This is a genomic window from Streptomyces endocoffeicus (assembly GCF_016741935.1).
Taxonomy (GTDB): domain Bacteria; phylum Actinomycetota; class Actinomycetes; order Streptomycetales; family Streptomycetaceae; genus Streptomyces; species Streptomyces endocoffeicus.
Map to the genome: position 1 here is coordinate 709,354 of NZ_JAERRG010000001.1, position 17,728 is coordinate 727,081.

Below are 17,728 nucleotides of genomic sequence, written 5' to 3' on the forward strand. Positions count from 1 at the left end.
GTCGTCAACGTACCTCCCCCTGACTCGGGGGCATCGTAGGCCGCAGCCGCAGCGTACGGATCTGGAACGGGCGGAACTTCAGGACCACGGCCCCGTCCTCGGACGCGGCCAGCCGGGCACCCGGCCGCTCCAGCAGATCGCAGTCGTACGCGGCGGCGAGCTCGAAGCCCGCCGTGAGCCGCGCCGCCGCCACCGCCCCGCCGCACGCCTCGTACAGCCGCACCACGACATCGCCGCACTGGTCGTCGGCGAGCTTCACCGACTCCACCACGATGTCGCCGGTGTCGACGGACACCAGGGCGGCGGCCGACGCCGGGGCCGGGCGCAGCGGCAGGTTCAGGGCGTAACCCCCCGCGATGGCCTCCTCGATACCGGCTCCGGCCACCAGCGCGTAGCTGAAGCCGTGCCGCCCGCGGTCGGCCTCCGGGTCGGGACTGTGCGACGAGCGGAGCAGCGAGAGCCGCACCGTGGTCGTGGTGCCGCCGTCCGGGCGGGTGTCGCGGCGGATGTCGTGCCCGTACGTGGAGTCGGTGAGCAGCGCCGCGCCCCAGCGCCGCTCCCCCACATGCACCCAGCGGTGCGCCCACAGCTCGAAGCGGGCCGCGTCCCAGCTGGTGTTCTCGTGCGTGGGCCGCTGCACATGCCCGAACTGGATCTCGGCGCTTTCGCGCTCCGCGTGTATGTCGAGGGGCCAGGCCGCTTTCAGTACGGTGTCGCGCTCCTGCCAGTCGATGTCGGTGCGGATCGTCACCTGACGGGACTCGGCGGCGAGATCGAGGTGCTGGACGATCCGGGAGGCGCCGAAGGCGCGCTCCACCCGCACCGAGGCGAGCAGCGGGCCCTCGTCGACCAGCGTCACCGACTCGGCCTCGTCGAGGTCGCGGACGGTGTCGCGGTAGTAGGAGTCGATGTTCCAGGCCGACCACAGGTTGGGGTCGTCGGGGTGCAGCTGGAGGAGGTTGCCGGCGCCGCCCGGGGCGATCGACTCCCGGTCGGCGGCGTGGTCGTGGACCGAGGTGATCAGACCGCGCCGGTCGACCACGACCCGTACCACGCCGTTGTCGAGGACGAAGCCCCCGCCCTCGGAAGCAGCCGTGACCTCCTGCCGTGGCGCGGCCACCGTGCCGCCGGAGGCGAGGGCGTCCACCTCGGCGAGGACGGCGCCGCGCCCGTCCGACAGGCGCTGCGCACCGGGGAGTTCGGCGCCGGACACGACGGCGACCTCGCGGCGCGCGTACGGCCCCGCGTTGAGCAGCGCTCCGGCGGCCCCCGGCAGCCGGCCCGCCGCATCCGCGATCAACGTCTCCAGCTCGTCGCGGATTTCCCCGTACTCCCGCTCGGCCTGCTGGTGCACCCACGCGATGGAGGTGCCCGGCAGGATGTCGTGGAACTGGTTCAGCAGCACCCGCTGCCACAGCGCTTCGAGGCGTTCGTACGGGTACGGCGCGCCCGCCCGTACCGCCGCCGTCGCCGCCCACAGCTCGGCCTCGCGCAGCAGTGCTTCGCTGCGCCGGTTGCCGCGCTTGGTGCGGGCCTGGCTGGTGTAGGTGCCGCGATGGTTCTCCAGGTACAGCTCGCCGCGCCACACCGGGAGCTCGGTGCGCTCGGCACGCGCCGCCGCGAAGAAGGCGTCCGGCGCCTCGATGGCGACCTTGGGCGAGCCCTCCAGGTCGCGCAGCCGGCGGGCCTTCTCCAGCATGGAGCGGGAGGGGCCGCCACCGCCGTCGCCGTAGCCGAAGGGGACGAGCGAGCGGGTGGCCACTCCCTTGTCCTCGAAGTTGCGCTCGGCATGGGCGAGTTCGGCCGCCGTGAGCGACGCGTTGTAGCTGTCGACGGGCGGCAGGTGGGTGAAGATGCGGGTGCCGTCGATGCCTTCCCAGTCGAAGGTGTGGTGCGGCAGCTTGTTCGTCTCGTTCCAGGAGAGCTTCTGGGTCAGGAACCACTCCGCGCCGGCGAGCCTGGCCAGCTGCGGGTAGGCGGCGGTGTAGCCGAAGGAGTCCGGCAGCCACACGCCCTTCTGCTCGACGCCGAACTCCTCCGCGAAGAAGCGCCGTCCGTAGACCAGCTGGCGGGCCATGGCCTCGCCGCCGGGGAGGTTGCCGTCGGCCTCGACCCACATACCGCCGACCGGGACCCAGTTGCCCTGCGCGGCCGCCTTCTTGATCCGGGCGAAGATCTCGGGGCGCCGCTCGCGCATCCAGGCGTACTGCTGCGCGGAGGAGCAGGCGAAGATCAGCTCGGGGTACTCCTGGGCGAGCGTCGTCATGTTGGTGAAGGTGCGCGCGCATTTGCGTACGGTTTCGCGCACCGGCCACAGCCAGGCCGAGTCGATATGGGCGTGCCCGACGGCGGCGAGGGTGTGCGCGGAGGCGTGCGCCGGCCGGGCGAGCACGCCGGCGAGGCGGTCGCGGGCCGCCGCTGCGGTGCCCGCCACGTCGGCCGGGTCGACGGCGTCGGCGGCGCGGCGCAGGGCGTAAAGGATCTCGTGCCGCCGGGTGGAGCCGAGCGGGAGTTCGTGCATCAGCTCGCCGAGGACCTCGATGTCGTGGATGAGGTGCCAGACGTCGTCCTCGCGGACGGCGATCTCGGCCTGTTTGAGGCGGTAGAGATGGTCGGGGCCGGCCGTCGCCCGCGAGCCGTAATGGGTGTTGATCCCCGCACTGCCGGTGATGGGCGGATTGGCGGCGAGTTCGATGAGGAGGTCGACGCCGTCGCCGCCGGTGGCGGAGTCGGCGAGGAGCACGCTGCGGTTGTACGGGTGCAGGCCCTGGATCGGCGCGCCGTGGGCGTCGTGGACGAGTCCCTCGGCCTGGCCGCCGGGCCCCTTGGTGAGGTCGAAGTCCAGGTCGAAGACGGCCTCGACGCGGCGTCCTGCCCAGTCGGCGGGGATCTCGGCGCTCGCGCGCATCCAGGTGGTGCACCAGGGCGCGCCCCATGTCGAGCCGAGCTGGAAGGGCTCGTACGCGGCGGTCAGCGCGTCGGCCACGGGCACGGGCTCGCCGTCCACGAACCAGGCGCTGAGCGAGAGCGGCCGGGCGGCGCTGTACAGGGCGGGGCGGACGACCCGGTCGAGCAGCTTGCGGATCCGGTCCTCGATGATCCTGCGGTCGTCATGCACGGTGGTGGTCCTTCCAGGGGTCGTACGCGTCGGGATCGGGGGCGGGGAGTCGGATCGTGTCCTGGGTGCCGTCCGCCCAGGTCACGTCGGCGAGCAGGGTGGTGCCGTCGGCACGGGTGGTGACCTGGGGCAGGGCGGCGGGGTCGGTGCCGCCGAGGTGTATCAGGGCGATGTGGAGGGTGCCGTGGACTACGGGGCCTTCGGTCTCCACGACGGGGGTGGCGGAGGCGGGGCCGAGGGCGTTGCTGTCGGAGCCCGGGATCACCGCGCTGTCGGGCAGCCCTCGCGCGCCTACGACGAGGGAGACGATGCCGTCGGTGCCTTCGACTCGGGCGGGGCCGCCGGCCGGGGATGGGAGGGCGCCGGCGCCTTCGCCCCGGGAGGTGTCGGCGGTCCGGGCGGTGGCGGCGTCCGGTGGCGGGTCGCCCACGGCCAGGGCCCAGCCGCCGACCCGCAGCGCATGGCCGGGGCCGGGGTCGCCGTCGACGCGTACGGCGCGGACCTCGACGGAGCCGCGCAGCGCGGAGCCGACGGTGAGCCAGGGGCCGAGGGTGTAGTCGGTGTCGGGGCCGCCGAACACATCCCAGGTCGCGTCGTCGGGCCAGTGCGCGCGCGAGCGCGAGACGGCGGTGGCGCCGTCGATCGAGATACGGGTGGCGGGGCGCCGATGCGAGGCGCGCCCGGCCGCGTCGAGCAGCACGACCGCGTTGTCGAGCGGATCGGCGTCCGCGCTGCCGCCGGGGACGGTCGGGTCGCCGGGGGTCTCCGGCGCGGTGTGCGTGGAGTAGGCGAAGCGCGCGTAGGCCGGGTCGTCGGCGTGCGGACGGGCCGGGTCGGCGTGGTCGCCGCCGTGGTTGACGACGCGTACGACGCCGTCGGCGGCGGTGCCGGAGACGAGCCAGCCGGGCGTCGCCAGCGCCCGCGCGAAGTCGCCCGCTTCGACGGCGAGCGGCATCGCCTCCTCCGTCCACACCGGGTGGTCCGGCGGCAGGGCGAGACCGATGAAGCCCTTGCTCGCCCAGTACGGGGAGGCGGGGCCGGAGTAGCCCTGAAGGATGCCGCGGAAGGGCCGGTGCCAGCCGAGCGTGAGCAGACCCCGCGCGTTCAGCGCCCCGTGCCCGTGGAAGTGGTCGAGCATGCGGGTCGCGAGCGACCGGGTCTCCCCCGGCGCCAGCGGTGTGGCGCCGAAGACGGCGCCGGTCCACACGGAAGCCAGCGCCGCGTGCCGGTACGTGAGCGAGCGGCCCTGGATCAGCGGTGAGCCGTTGGCTCCGACCAGCAGCCGCTGGTCCACCAGGAACCGCCGCAGCCGCTCCCGGTAGCGGTCCAGGAGCCCGGCGGGCGCCGCATCGCCGAGGATGCGGCAGAACCACAGCGGGTAGAGGTGCATCGCCCACCCGTTGTAGTGGTCGAAGTTGCGGTGTCCGGCGCCGGTCAGCCCGTCGGAGTACCAGCCGTCGCCCGCGTACCAGCCATCGGTCAGCGCGATGGTCCGGTCGAGGTCCTGCTGGCGCCACTCGCCTCCAACGGTCCGGGCGAAGGCTTCGGTAACGCCCTGGAACCAGATCCAGTTGTTCCCCGGCATCGGATCGCCGACCATCGGCGCCAGCCAGTCCAGCACCCGCCGCCGGACCTTCGCGTCCAGCCGGTCCCAGATCCACGGCCGGGTCTCGTGCAGCGCGAGCGCGATGGAGGCCGCCTCGACCTTCGCCTGGTTGCACTCGGCGAAGGCCGGCCAGCGATCGGGGTTCCGCGGGTCGGTGCCGGCGGCGAGGCCGGCCGCGTACCACCCGGCGAGGTCGTGCGGGTCCGCGCCCGCCGCCCCCGCCAGCCGGAACGCGGCCAGCAGGAACGTGCGGGCGAACCCCTCGAGGCCGTCGCTGTGCGCGCCGTTGTGGCTCGGCGTACCAGGCAGGTGGATCAGGTCGTGCCCTTGGGTGGCGTACGGACGGACGGCGAGCAGCATGTCGTCGGCGGTCCGCTCCCAGTGGGCGCGGTCCTCGGCGGGGGTGCGGCGGCGCATCAGTGGCGGGTCTCCCATGCCTTTTCGAACTCGACGCGGATCTGGTCGCCCGCCTCCTTGCGCCAGTTCCGCATGACGCCGTCCCACTCCTTCAGGGGGACGCGGCCCTGCATGATGCCCTTGCGGGTGTCGTCCAGGGTCTTCTGCAGCAGTGCGGACTTCTTGGCGTTGGTGGGCGAGTAGAGGGCCTCGGTGGGGTTGCGGACCAACCGCTCGACGGCGTCCTTCTGGAATGCGTACTGCGTCTTCACGATCTCCGGTTTGACCGGGTAGTAGAGCGTGAAGGGCGCGTCCGTGGCGAACGTCGTCGGCAGGGTGACCTCGGCGGTGCCCTTCGGCGTGAGGATCGGGTCGGCCCCCTTCATGGTGTGGTCCGGGCCCCGGACGCCGTACTTGCGCAGCAGATAGCTGTCCGTGCCGAAGGGCGCGGCAAGGGCGTTCATCGCCCGCAGGATCTGCTTGATACGTGCCTTGGGCGCCTTCTTGATGATGAGGACGCCGTAATAGGACTGGCCCGACCAGTAGGTGCCCTTGCCGCCGTCCCAGCTGGGCGGCATCAGGTAGCCGAGGTCGAAGCCCTTCGCCGCGGGGGCGTAGGTGGTGTAGTAGTCGTTCCACGCGGCGGCCCCGTCGGGGTTGATGACGAGCTGGCCGGTGCCGAACCACTCCTTGACCTTGCCCGTGACGGTGTAGGCGTCCGGGTGCATGACTCCGGCCTTCGTCATCTGGCGGACCGCGTCCATGGCCTGCTTGGCCTCCTCGGTCTCGAGCCAGAAGGTGAACTTCCCCCCGTCCTCGGACCATTTGTTGGGTCCGCCCAGCATCTGCATGGTCGTGTCGAACGCGGTGATGGGGTCGCCCATGGCGTACTGGTTGCGCTTGCGGTCGATGACGTCCTTGCACAGCTGGAAGTATTCCTTCCAGCTGCTCGGGTTCGGGTCGACGTCCAGCTTCCTGAGCAGGTCGAGGCGGGTGAAGATCGGACCGCCGGAGACCGGCCGGGGCATCGGGATCCCGTAGATGCCGCCGTTGAGCACACAGGGCCCCCAGGAAGCGGTCGGGATGTTGGCGAGGTACGGGTAGTCCCGGATGTTGTCCCCGGACAGATGCGGGGTGAGGTCCTCGAAGAGGGCGTCCAGCATGCCCGGCGTCGCCGCGGCGTTGTCCTTCGGCGGCAGCATCAGCATCGCGTCCGGCAGATCGCCGCCCGCGAGCGTCACGGCGAACTTGCTCGGGTAGTCGGTGACCGGAGTGATCTCGAAGTTGAGGTCGCAGCCGATGCTCTTGTTGAGCGCCTGCCACATGACATTGCTCCCCACCGGCGGCGGCACCGGATTGAAGATCAGCGTCATGATGTTGATGGCGGGGCCCTTGGCGGGCGGGCCGTCCGGCAGCGCCTGGACGGGGTTGGCGGGGTAGTGCTCGTAGCCGACCGAGACGCCGTCCGCAGTCGCGGGCATCGACGTCGGCACGCCCTGGTACGGGATGTACATGGGCAGCGTGGCCTTGGCGTTGGCCGCCCTGGCCGAGACCGGCTTGTAGTCACCGCAGCCGGCCAGGGTGAGCCCGGCCGTGGCACCGGCGGCCGAGGCGAGAAAGCCGCGACGGCTCATAAATGGCTTCATCACCGTTATCCCTTCACCGCTCCGACCATTACGCCCTTGTTCATATGCCGCTGCAGGAAGGGGTAGACGATGACGATGGGCACGATCGAGAGCACGAGGATGGCCGCCTGCAGCGACTGTGCCGGCGGCAGCGGCGCCCCGGCCGCGACGTCGACCTGACCACCGCTGAGCGCCGCGTTGTTGACGACGTAGGTGCGCAGCACCATCTGCATCGGCCACTTGGCGGCGTCGTTGATGTAGAGCAGCGCGTTGAAGAAGGCGTTCCAGTACGTCACCGCGTAGAACAGGCCGATGACCGCGACCGATGCCTTGGACAGCGGGAGCACGATCCGGGTCAGGATCGACAGCTCGGAGGCGCCGTCGATGCGCGCCGAGTCGATGAGCTCCTTGGGGATGCCCATGAAGAAGGAGCGCAACACGATCACGTTGAACGCGTTGATCATGGTCGGCAGGATCAGTGACCAGTAGCTGTTGATCAGGCCGAGCTGCTTGACCATCAGATAGCTCGGTATGACGCCCGGCACGAACAGCAGCGACATCAGCAGCAGCATCAGGATCGGCTTGTGCCCGAAGGAGCCCGGCCGGCTGAGTCCGTAGGCCAGCGAGATGGAGCTGAGCAGCGACAGGGCCGTACCGACGACGGTGATGCCGACGCTGACGAGCATGGCCTTGGAGACCAGCCCGCCGGAGAGCAGCGCCGAGTAGGCGGAGAAGCTCGGTTTGTCGGGCCACAGGACGTAGCCGCCGGCCTTGGTGACCTGTGCGGTGTCGGCAAGCGAGGTCGAGATGATCGCCAGGAACGGCAGCAGCACCAGGACCACGCAGATCAGCAGGATCAACGACTTCAGGGCGCGCCACGGCGGGGTGCCGGGGGTCTCGCCGGGGATGGCGCTGTAGGCCCGGCGCGGCCCGCGGCGCACCGGATGGGTCGGCGATAGCGTTGTCATGACTTGTAGACACCTTCCTCGCCGAAGAGGTGGGCGACCTTGTTGGCGCCCAGGACCAGCGCGACCCCGACCAGCCCCTTGACGAGGCCGACGGCGGCGCTGACGCCCCAGTCCCCGCCGATGAGACCGTGGTTGTAGACGTAGGTGTCCATGACCTCGCTGTTCTCCAGGCCGACGCCGCCCTGCTGCAGCAGGATCTGCTCGAAGCCGACGGAGAGGGCGTCGCCGAGGCGGAGGATGAGCAGCAGGATCACCAGGCCGCGCAGCGCGGGGAGGGTGACGTGCCAGGTCTGCCGCAGGCGGCTGGCGCCGTCCATCGCGGCGGCCTCGTAGAGGTCGTTGTCGACGCGGGAGAGGGCGGCCAGGAAGAGAATGGTGCCCCAGCCGGTGTCCTTCCAGATGACCTGGGAGGTGAGCAGCGACTTGAACAGCTCCGGATTGCCGATGATGTTCCAGGTGCCCAAGTCGTGGGCCTGCAGGAACAGGTTGAGCATGCCGGTGTTGCCCAGCATCTGCTGGAAGAGGGCGACGACGACCACCCAGGACAGGAAGTGCGGCAGATACAGCACGTTCTGCACCCACTTCTTGACCCGCTCGCTGACCAGGCTGTTCAGAGCGAGGGCGAGGAGGACGGGTGCGGGGAAGACGAAGACGACCTGTATCAGCGTCAGCTGCAGCGTGTTGACCAGCGCCCGCAGGAACTGGTCGTCACCGTTGAAGAGGACCTCGAAGTTGTCCAGCCCGCTCCAGGGGCTGTGCATGATGCCGATGTACGGCTGGTAGTCCTGGAACGCGATGACGTTTCCGAGCAGCGGAACGTAGTGGAACAGCAGCAGCACCAGCAGCCCTGGTATCGCGAACCAGAACAGCGCCGCGTCTCGCCGGCCGGCCGGGCGCGGGCGCCGCGGCCGGCGGGTGTCCGCCGCCCCTCTGCCCTCCTCGGCCGCCGGAGCGGCGGATTGTTGAACCGTTGTCATGAGGTGGAGCCCTTTCATCATCGAAAGACGGCGTGGTGGGCGGCTCAGGCCAGCCGGGCGAGCGCCTCCCGGGTGACCTCGCCCCGCAGCGGCTCGCCCGCCAGCCAGCGTGCGATCTCGGCGACCGCGTACTGCCCGAGCCGCCGCACCTCTGTGCCCTGGGCGCCGGCGATATGCGGAGTGAGCAGCACATTCGGCAGTGAAACCAGCGGGTGCCCCGGCGGCACCGGCTCGGGGTCCGTCACATCGAGGTACGCCTCGAGCCGGCCCGAGACGCATTCGCGGGTCAGGGCCTCGGTGTCGACGATCGCGCCCCGTGCCGTATTGATCACCGCGGCCCCGTCGGGGAGCAGCGCCAGCAGCTTCGCGTCCAGCAGTCCCGTCGTCTCCGGCAGCAGCGGCGCGTGCACGCTCACCACCGCCGAGCGGCGGCAGAGTTCGGCGAGTTCCACCGGCTCGGCGCCCAGCGACCGCGCCTCCTCGTCGGTGACATACGGGTCGCTGAGCAGGATCCGGTAGCCCGCGTCGGAGCGCGCCAGTTGGGCGATCACGCCGCGGCCGATGCGGGAGGCGCCGATGATGCCCACCGTCAGGCCGTCGCCACCCGAGCGGAGCGCGTGGTCCGGCCATCCGGCCCCGTATCCCGCCGCCATGGTCAGCGTCCGCCGGGCGGCGAGCGTGATCAGAGCGGCGGTGTACGCGATGACCGGGCCGGCGTTGGCATCGGCGGCCGACGAGACCACGATGCCGCGCTCCCACACCGCCTCGCTCACCAGCGACTTGACCGTACCGGCGGCGTGCAGCACGGCCCGCAGCCTCGGGGCCCGCGCCAGCACCTCGGCCGTCAGCCGCGGGCAACCCCAGCCGCTGACCAGCACCTCCGCCTCGGCAAGCGCCTCGGGGAAGGCGGCGTGCACCTGAGCACCCGAGGGATCCGCGACCAGCCGCACCATCGCGGCCAGCTGATCGCGCAGCTCCGTCGGCAGTACGAGACCGGCGACGTCGGGGTTCATCACGCACACCGCCGTGGGGCGGTCCGCGCGTGCCACTGGGGCAGTCATATCGGTCCGGTCCTCTCAGGCGCGCGGCAGCCGCAGGGTCACCATCTGGAACGGCCGCAGGGCGAGCGCCACGCCACCGTCGGCCACGGCCGGCGGTTCGGCGCCGGGGAGCGGACGTTCCAGCAGGTCCGTGAGGACCGCCCGGCCCGCGGCGAAGCCGTCGATGCGGACGGTGGCGCGGGCGCGGGCGCCGTTCGCCTCGTAGAGGCGGACCACCAGGTCGCCGCTGTGGTCGTCGGCGAGCTTGACCGCGCTCACCACGACGGCGTCGTTGTCGACCCCGACCAGGGGCGCCACCCCGGCGGCGGTGCCGGTGACGCGGCGCTCCGGCAGGTTGGCGCGGTAGCCCTCGCGTACCGCGTCGCCGACCGTGGCGCCCGGGACCAGCGCATGGTGGAAGCGGTGTACGCCCTGGTCCGTCTCCGGATCCGGGTAGCGGGGCGCGCGCAGCAGCGACGCCCGTACCGTGGTGGTGGTCCCCGCGTCGGCACCGGTCCGTACCGCACGGGTCACATCGTGGCCGTAGGTGGCGTCGTTGACGATCGCCACGCCCCAGCCCGGCTCGTCGACATGTACGAAGCGGTGGTTGCAGGCCTCGAACTTCGCCCACTCCCAGCTGGTGTTCTGGTGGGTGGGCCGGTAGACGTGCCCGTACTGCGTCTCCGAGGCGTACCGGTCGGCCCTCACGTCCAGCGGGAAGGCGAGCTTCAGGAAGCGCTCGGTCTCGTGCCAGTCGACCTCGGTGTCGATGTCGAGCCGCTTGGCGTCCTTCGGTACGGACAGGAGCTGGCTGACGCGGGAGCCGCCGAAGGCGCGCACGATGCGCACCGAGGTGCCCTCGACGCCCAGCGCGGCCGTGTCGGTGAGGTCGCTGCCGGTGTTGCGGTAGAAGGCGTCGACGTCCCAGGCGTCCCACTGGTTGGGGAAGTCGGGGTGCAGCTGGAGCAGGTTGGCCGCCTGCCCGGGGGCGATCGCCTCCCGGTCGGCGGCGCGATCGTACGCGGAGACGACCAGGCCGCGGGCGTCGATCTCGACGCGCAGGAGGCCGTTGTCGAGGACATAGCCGCCGCCGTCGCGCGGGACCGGGGCGGCGCCGCCGCCCTCGTCGGCCGCGGCCGACGCGCCGCCGGCCGGGACACCGCGCCGGGTGTGCGGCGCGGAGTTGAAGACCAGCTCGCCGGTGCCCGCACCGGCGAGCGCGGCTTGCGCACCCTCGATGATGGACTCCAGCTCCTCCGCCACCCGTGCGTACGTCTCCCGCGCCTCCCGGTGCACCCAGGCGATCGACGAGCCCGGCAGGATGTCGTGGAACTGGTGCAGCAGCACCGTCTTCCAGATCCGGTCGAGCTGTTCGTACGGATACGGCGCTCCCGCCCGTACCGCCGCCGTGGCCGCCCACAGCTCGGCCTCCGCCAGCAGGGACTCGCTGCGCCGGTTGCCGCGCTTGGTCTGCGCCTGGCTGGTGAGGGTGGCGCGGTGCAGCTCCAGGTAGAGCTCGCCGACCCACACCGGCGGGTCGGGGTATTCGGCCTCGGCCTTCTCGAAGAAGTCGGCCGGAGATTCCCATCGGACCGTCGGCGCACCCTCCATGCCGCGCAGCCGCGCCGCCTTCGCGACCATCTCGCGCGTGGTGCCGCCGCCACCGTCGCCGTAGCCGACCGGGGCGAGGGAGTGCCTGGCGACCCCCTTCTCCTTGAAGTTGCGGGCGGCGTGCGCGAGCTGGGCGCCCGTCATCTCGCAGTTGTAGGAGTCGACCGGTGGGAAGTGGGTGAAGACCCGGGTGCCGTCGATGCCCTCCCAATTGAAGGTGTGGTGCGGGAAGGAGTTGGTCTTGCTCCAGGAGATCTTCTGAGTGAGGAGACGGTCGGCTCCGGCGGCCTTGATGATCTGCGGCAGGCCGGCCGCGAAGCCGAAGGTGTCGGGGAGCCAGGCCTCGTCGTTCTCGATGCCGAACTCTTCGAGGAAGAAGCGCTTGCCGTGGACGAACTGCCGGGCCATCGCCTCGGAGCCGGGCATGTTGGTGTCGGACTCGACCCACATGCCCCCCACCGGCACGAAGCGGCCGTCCGCGACCGCCTTCTTGACCTTGGCGTAGACCTCGGGGCGGTGCTCCTTGAGCCAGGCGAACTGCTGGGCCTGCGACATGGCGAAGACGAAGTCCGGCTCGTCCTCGATGAGCTTGGTCATGTTCGAGGTGGTACGGGCGACCTTGCGGACCGTCTCGCGCAGCGGCCACAGCCAGGCGGAGTCGATGTGGGCGTGGCCGACGGCGCTGACGCGGTGCGCCGCGGGGCTCGCGGGCGCGGCCAGTACCTCGGCGAGCTCGTCCCTCGCGGCCTGTGCGGTGCCGTTCACGTCCCGCACGTCGATGGCGTCCAGCGCGCGGCCGACGGCGCGCAGGAGCTCCCAGCGGCGGGCGCCGTCGACGGGCAGCTCGGCCATCAGCTCGCCGAGCACCTCCAGGTCCATGGCCAGGTTCCACACCGTCTCGTCGAAGACGGCCAGCACCATGTCGCCGAGGACGTACTGGGGCGCGTCGCCGGCGGTCGCCCTGTCGCCGAGCCGGGTCGGCCGGAAGGGCACGCCGTCCGCCTCGAGGTCGGGGTTGGAGGCGGCCTCGATGCGCCAGTGGATCCGCTCGCCACCGGCGGCCGGGGCGCCGACGCGGACGTAGTTGTTGCGCGGGTGGAGGCCCTTGACCGGGGTGCCGTCGGGCTCGTAGACGAGGCCCTCGCACTGGAAGCCGGGGGTACGCGGGGTGAAGCCGAGGTCGAGCACGGCCTCGACCGTCCTTCCGGCCCACTCGGCCGGCACCTCGCCGGTCACCTTGAACCAGCTGGTCCCCCACGGCGCACCCCAGGGAGCGCCGGTGGCGATCGCGCGGGTCGGTGCCGCCAGCCCCTCGGCCACCGGAACGGGCTCGTCCGCCGTGGACCAGATCTCCACGGTCAGGGGTGTGGTGACGGAGTGGACGGCGGGCCGGACGCGTTCGTTGAGGACGCGTTCCAGGCGGGCTTCGACCAGCTTCCGGTCGTCGTGCATCCAGGGCCTGTCTTTCGGGTCTTGTCGGCGAGTACGGGTGGTGGTGCCGAGCGGGGCGGTGACGCGGATGGGGTGTGCGGGTCAGCGGGCGACCGGGGCGGGACGCTCGCAGGTGCTGGTGATCGGCAGGGCCCGGCCCTGCTCCGCCGCGTCCATGAGCGTCAGCATGACGTCCAGGACGTGGGCGGCGAGTTCGGCGGACGCGCGGTGCGGGCGGCCGGCCGACAGGGCCTCGGACAGGTCGGCGAGGGCCGCGCCGCGCCCCGCGTCCGGGTAGCCGGCCGAGACCGGCAGCGTCTCCCAGCCGTCGCCGCGGTTCAGCTCGACGGCGCCGTCGAAGTTGTTCGGGTCGGGTACGGACAGCGAGGCCTCGGTGCCGTGTACCTCGATGCGCGGCAGTCGCGCGGCGCGTACGTCGAAGCTCATGATGAGCGTGGACAAGGCGCCTCCGGCGTGCTCCAGGGTGCCGGTGATGTGGGTGTCCACCTCCACCGGGAAGCTGTGCCCGGCGCGCGGGCCGCTGCCGATGGTGCGCTCCGTGCGCGAGCGGGAGGACGCGCCGGTCACCTTGACCACCGGGCCCAGCAGGTGCACCAGGGCGGAGAGGTAGTACGGGCCCATGTCCAGCAGCGGACCGCCGCCGGGCCGGTAGTAGAACTCCGGGTCCGGGTGCCACTTCTCGTGGCCGGCGCCGGTCATGAAGGCCGTGGCGGCGACCGGTCGGCCGATCAGGCCGTCGTCGACCGCCTTGCGCGCGGTCTGGGTGCCGGTGCCGAGGACCGTGTCGGGCGCGCAGCCGACCCGCAGACCTGCCTCGCGGGCGGCAGCGAGCACGGCGTCGGCTTCCTCGCGGTTCGCGGCCAGGGGCTTCTCGCCGTAGACGTGCTTGCCCGCGCGCAGTGCCTGAAGCGCGACGTCGGCGTGGGCGGCCGGGATGGTGAGGTTGAGGACGGCGTCCACGTCCTCCCGCGCCACCAGGTCGGTCACGGAGTCCACCACGGCGACCCGGCTCCCGTACCGCGCGGCGACGGCCTCGGCGCGGCCGCGGTCGAGGTCGGTGACGGCGGTGAGCTCCACCGAGGTCAGCCTGGCCAGGGTGGCGAGGTAGGCGCCGCTGATCTTTCCCGCGCCCACGATCCCTACCCGCAGTGGCTTCAGCGGCTCGCCCACAGCAGTCCCCTCTCGGTCAGCGTCCGAACCTCCGGCACGTCGAAGTCGTCGGGTTTGTGCCCGATGGTCGATACGAAGACCCGGCCCCGGCCCCAGGTCCTGGTCCACACGGCGGGCATCACCGCGGGCCGGTCGTGGAGCTCGTCCGGCGGGAAGGTGGTGGTGGCCAGCACGTCGATATGCGGATCGGTGAGTACCCAGTACTGCTCGGAGTGGAGGGCGAAGTCGTCCAGCCCGGCGACGATGGGGTGGTCGGCGCGCTCGGGCACGATCTCGTAGCCGTGGTCGAGGTAGCCGGGCGGGTGCATCGCGAACGTGCCGCCGGTGAGCAGGTGGTAGCCGTGGTCGTGAAAGCAGTCGACGATGCCGCCGTGCCAGCCGGCCAGACCGGTGCCGGCGCGGACCGCGGCGGCGAGGTTGGCGCTCTGCTCGCGGGTGATGGTGCCCATGGTCCAGCACTGGACGATCAGGTCGGTGGCGGCGAGGCGCTCCGCGGCGTCGTACACCGCGAGGTCCTCGGAGGTCTCGACGGTGAAGCCGTGGTCCTCGAGGTACGGGACGAAGCTGTCGCTGATCGTCACGGGGTGATGCCCGTCCCAGCCGCCGCGGACGACCAGCGCCCGCCGGGTGTCGGTGGTCAAGGTGGATGCACGCTCCCATTCGTCACCGCGTGGCAGGACGCGGATTTCGGGGTGGTTCGGGCTGCGCCCGGCAGGTCTGACAGGAGCGGGGACGTGCCGCCGGTCGACGATGCCGGGTGCGAGGTTGCGAACGTATGAACCACCTCGGCGGTTTGTCAATACGTTGTACTAACTTGCTGCGCCCGGCGATGGGTGCCGGGTGGTGCGCTCGGGCGGTGACACGGCCTCGGCGAAGCCGTCGGCGCGCTCATGTCATGCGGACGCGGCCGGCGGCCCTCTCCCTGACATGGAGATTTCTCGCGTATCGGCGGGACGTGCGGGCTCATGCCGTCGAGCCAACTCTCCCGCGTGTCCGATGAAGAGGACCTGTCGAACGCATTGACGTAAGTCAATCGGATGGACTTTCATGTCCGCCCAGTGGCGCCCTGAGGGGCTCGCCCATCCCCAGTGACGCTCTGAGGGGCTCCCCATCCGCACCGCCAATCAGGCGAACGAGAGGTCATACATGCATCACCGCAGAGTCCGGCGACTCTCCAGCTGGGTCGCCGGTGCCGCACTGCTCGGCGCCGGCGCCCTCACCGTCCTCCCCGACACCGAAGGGCGCGCGGAGGCCGCGGACGGCGCCGAAGCCAAGGCCGCCGCCGGAGCCGGCGCCCGTACCCCCTTCGCGACCGTCGAGGCGGAGTCCGGGACGCTCGGCGGCGGCGCCGAGGTCCACGCCATCAAGCCGGGCGATCCCGCGCCCACCAAGGCCACTCCGGAGACCGAGGCATCCGGTTACGCCTACGCCAAGCTGGACCGGACCGGCCAGTCGGTGGCGGTGGTGAACAAGACCGGCAAGCGGGCCAACACGCTCGTCGTGCGCGCCTCCATCCCCGACGCACCGCAAGGCGGCGGCATCGACGCCTCGCTGAACCTCTACGTCGACGGCGAGTACCGCCAGGCGATCACGATCAGCTCCAAGCAGGCATGGAACTACCGTCACGCCACCACCAACGCGGACGACCCGAACGCCGGCGGGGCGGCCTACCGCTTCTACAACGAATTCCCCGTCTGGGTCGAGGGCGCCCCGATTCCCGACGGCAGCACCATCACGCTCAAGAAGGAGGCCGCCAACACGGCCGCCTATTACGATGTGGACTCCGTCGACCTGGAGAACGTCGGGGACGCGCGCACCCGCCCTGAGGGCTCGCTCTCCGTGGTCGACCACGGCGCCGACCCGACGTCCCGGAAGGACTCGACGGTCGCCATCCAGAAGACCGTCGACACCGCCCGCGAACAGGGCAGAACGGTCTGGATCCCGAAGGGCGAGTACCTCACCAACAGCTTTGACGGGGCCGCGCCGTTGGACTTCACCGGCGTGACCGTGCGTGGCGCCGGCATGTGGTACACCACGATCTACCGCAAGCCGCCGCTGCCGGCCAAGCAGCGCTCCCAGATCCTGGTCGGCTCCGGCACCGAGCTGAGCGACATCCAGATCGACGCCAACGCCATCTACCGGGACGTCCGCGGCCCCGGCGGCTCCGACTACGGCATCAACGCCAGCGGCGCCAAGGGCTGGCTGGTCGAGCGGATCTGGACCCGGCACACGGATGCCAACTGGCTGTCCGGCACCGGCGGCACCATCCGCGACAGCCGGACCGCGGACTCGTACGGCGATGGCTTCAACATCAACAACAGCAATACGCCCAGCCCGGACAGACGCGGCGACAACATCACGGTCCAGAACAACTTCGCCCGCAACACCGGCGACGACTCCTTCGCCGTCTACTCCGACTCCGGCACCAATGGCGACAACGGCCAGCTGAGCGGCGCCCGGGTGCTGAACAACACCGCGATCGCGCCCTGGTGGGCCAATGGCCTCCGGATCGCCGGCGGCAAGGACATCCAGTTCAGGAACAACCTGGTGCGGAGCGTGTCCTCGAACAGCGCGCTGGAGGTCGGCGTGTTCGGCGACTCGGGCCACCCGCTGGAATCCGCCACGGTCAGCGGAAACGTCCTGCTCGGTGGCGGCGGCTGGAACGGCGTCCGGCACGGGGTGCAGATCGGCTCGCCAGCACCGACGTCGAACTTCCCCGACGCGTTCACGAACATCACGATGACGGACAACGTCATGCGTGGCGCGCTGCGCGCGGGCCTGTTCATCACCAAGAAGAACGTAAGGGCGACGCTGCGGAACAACACGATCGACGGCCCGGCGAACCAGGGCATCTGGGTCGCGTCGGGAGTCACCGGGACCGGGACGTTCTCCGGCAACAAGGTGCGGAACCTGCCGCCGGGGCAGGTCGAGCTCCAGAACGACTCGAAGGACACGTTCAAGATCACCGAATGACCGATCTCTTCGCAGGAGTTCCCATGAACACCACCATGTCCAGACGCACGGCCCTTCTCGGCGGCGCCTTAGTGGCCGCCGGTCTCGTACTGCGATCGACCCCAGCGTCGGCGGACATCCCAGGGGAGTCCAACGGCGGTGTGCGCATCATGCCGCTTGGCGATTCCATCACCGACGGATTCACCCCCTACCCCGGCGGGTACCGCGTCGGTCTCTGGCAGCGTCTGGCAGCCGGCGGCTACACCGTGGACTTCGTCGGCTCCCGGTCCAACGGCCCCGCCGAGCTCGGCGATCACGACCATGAGGGCCACTCCGGCTGGCGCATCGACCAACTGGACGCCAACATCAACACCTGGCTCCAGCAGAGCGACCCCCGCACGGTCCTGCTGCTCATCGGCACCAACGACCTCAACCAGAACTACGACATCGCCAACGCGCCCGCACGCCTGTCGCGGCTGATCGACCACATCCGGGTTGCCAGGCCGAGGTGCGAGCTGTTCGTCGCGACCGTTCCGCCGCAGTCCAACGCCACCCTCGAGAGCAGGGTCAGGGCATACAACGCGGCGATTCCACAGATCGTGGCCTCGAAGGGGCCACACGCGCATCTGGTGAAGATCTACGACGCGATGACCACCGCGGATCTCGCCGACGGCATTCACCCGACCCGGGCCGGCTACGGGAAGATGGCCGCCGTCTGGTACGAGGCGCTGCGCGCGGTTCCCGGCTCGCTCGTACCGCTTCCCCCGAGCTCCATCGATTCGTCCCACACACACCGCCGAGCAAGGAGCTGAA

At 71.1% G+C, this 17,728-nt stretch carries 11 protein-coding genes; 2 read left to right on the forward strand and 9 right to left on the reverse strand.

The window, feature by feature from the left end; all coding sequences use genetic code 11:
- Positions 1–4: 4 nt before the first annotated feature.
- From JK364_RS03135 to JK364_RS03175, 9 genes are all read right to left on the reverse strand, one after another.
- Entirely contained in the window at positions 5–3,118 is a 3,114-nt protein-coding gene (locus JK364_RS03135; protein WP_201847236.1) for an alpha-mannosidase, read from the reverse strand.
- Positions 3,111–5,159, reverse strand: a complete 2,049-nt coding sequence (locus tag JK364_RS03140) for a DUF2264 domain-containing protein (RefSeq protein ID WP_230991282.1) — start codon at positions 5,157–5,159, stop codon at positions 3,111–3,113. Before JK364_RS03140 ends, JK364_RS03135 begins: the two co-directional genes overlap by 8 nt.
- Positions 5,141–6,754: an extracellular solute-binding protein gene (locus JK364_RS03145; RefSeq protein WP_230991283.1), complete on the reverse strand. Its 1,614-nt coding sequence runs from the start codon at positions 6,752–6,754 to the stop codon at positions 5,141–5,143. The genes JK364_RS03140 and JK364_RS03145 overlap by 19 nt, the downstream gene beginning before the upstream one ends.
- Before the next feature lie 17 nt (positions 6,755–6,771).
- Complete coding sequence (locus JK364_RS03150; protein WP_201847240.1) at positions 6,772–7,713, reverse strand: carbohydrate ABC transporter permease; 942 nt, start codon at positions 7,711–7,713, stop codon at positions 6,772–6,774.
- On the reverse strand, positions 7,710–8,690 hold the full coding sequence (locus tag JK364_RS03155; RefSeq protein WP_201847242.1) for an ABC transporter permease: 981 nt from the start codon (positions 8,688–8,690) through the stop codon (positions 7,710–7,712). The genes JK364_RS03150 and JK364_RS03155 overlap by 4 nt, the downstream gene beginning before the upstream one ends.
- 44 nt (positions 8,691–8,734) lie before the next feature.
- Positions 8,735–9,751 (reverse strand): hydroxyacid dehydrogenase, encoded by a 1,017-nt coding sequence (locus JK364_RS03160; protein WP_201847244.1) that lies wholly within the window; start codon positions 9,749–9,751, stop codon positions 8,735–8,737.
- A gap of 15 nt (positions 9,752–9,766) precedes the next feature.
- Entirely contained in the window at positions 9,767–12,793 is a 3,027-nt protein-coding gene (locus tag JK364_RS03165; RefSeq protein WP_201847246.1) for an alpha-mannosidase, read from the reverse strand.
- Positions 12,794–12,874: 81 nt separating this feature from the next.
- Complete coding sequence (locus JK364_RS03170; protein ID WP_201847249.1) at positions 12,875–13,963, reverse strand: Gfo/Idh/MocA family protein; 1,089 nt, start codon at positions 13,961–13,963, stop codon at positions 12,875–12,877.
- Positions 13,948–14,604 carry a ThuA domain-containing protein gene (locus tag JK364_RS03175; protein ID WP_201847250.1) on the reverse strand — a complete coding sequence of 219 codons (657 nt, stop codon included), beginning with the start codon at positions 14,602–14,604 and terminating at the stop codon, positions 13,948–13,950. Before JK364_RS03175 ends, JK364_RS03170 begins: the two co-directional genes overlap by 16 nt.
- Before the next feature lie 505 nt (positions 14,605–15,109).
- Here JK364_RS03175 and JK364_RS03180 point away from each other — a divergent pair.
- Both JK364_RS03180 and JK364_RS03185 read left to right on the forward strand, forming a co-directional pair.
- The gene (locus tag JK364_RS03180; RefSeq protein WP_201847252.1) at positions 15,110–16,936 is read left to right on the forward strand and encodes a right-handed parallel beta-helix repeat-containing protein; all 1,827 of its coding nucleotides are present in this window, start codon (positions 15,110–15,112) and stop codon (positions 16,934–16,936) included.
- Positions 16,937–16,959: 23 nt separating this feature from the next.
- Positions 16,960–17,727 carry an SGNH/GDSL hydrolase family protein gene (locus JK364_RS03185; RefSeq protein WP_201847254.1) on the forward strand — a complete coding sequence of 256 codons (768 nt, stop codon included), beginning with the start codon at positions 16,960–16,962 and terminating at the stop codon, positions 17,725–17,727.
- The last annotated feature ends 1 nt before the right edge of the window (position 17,728 follow it).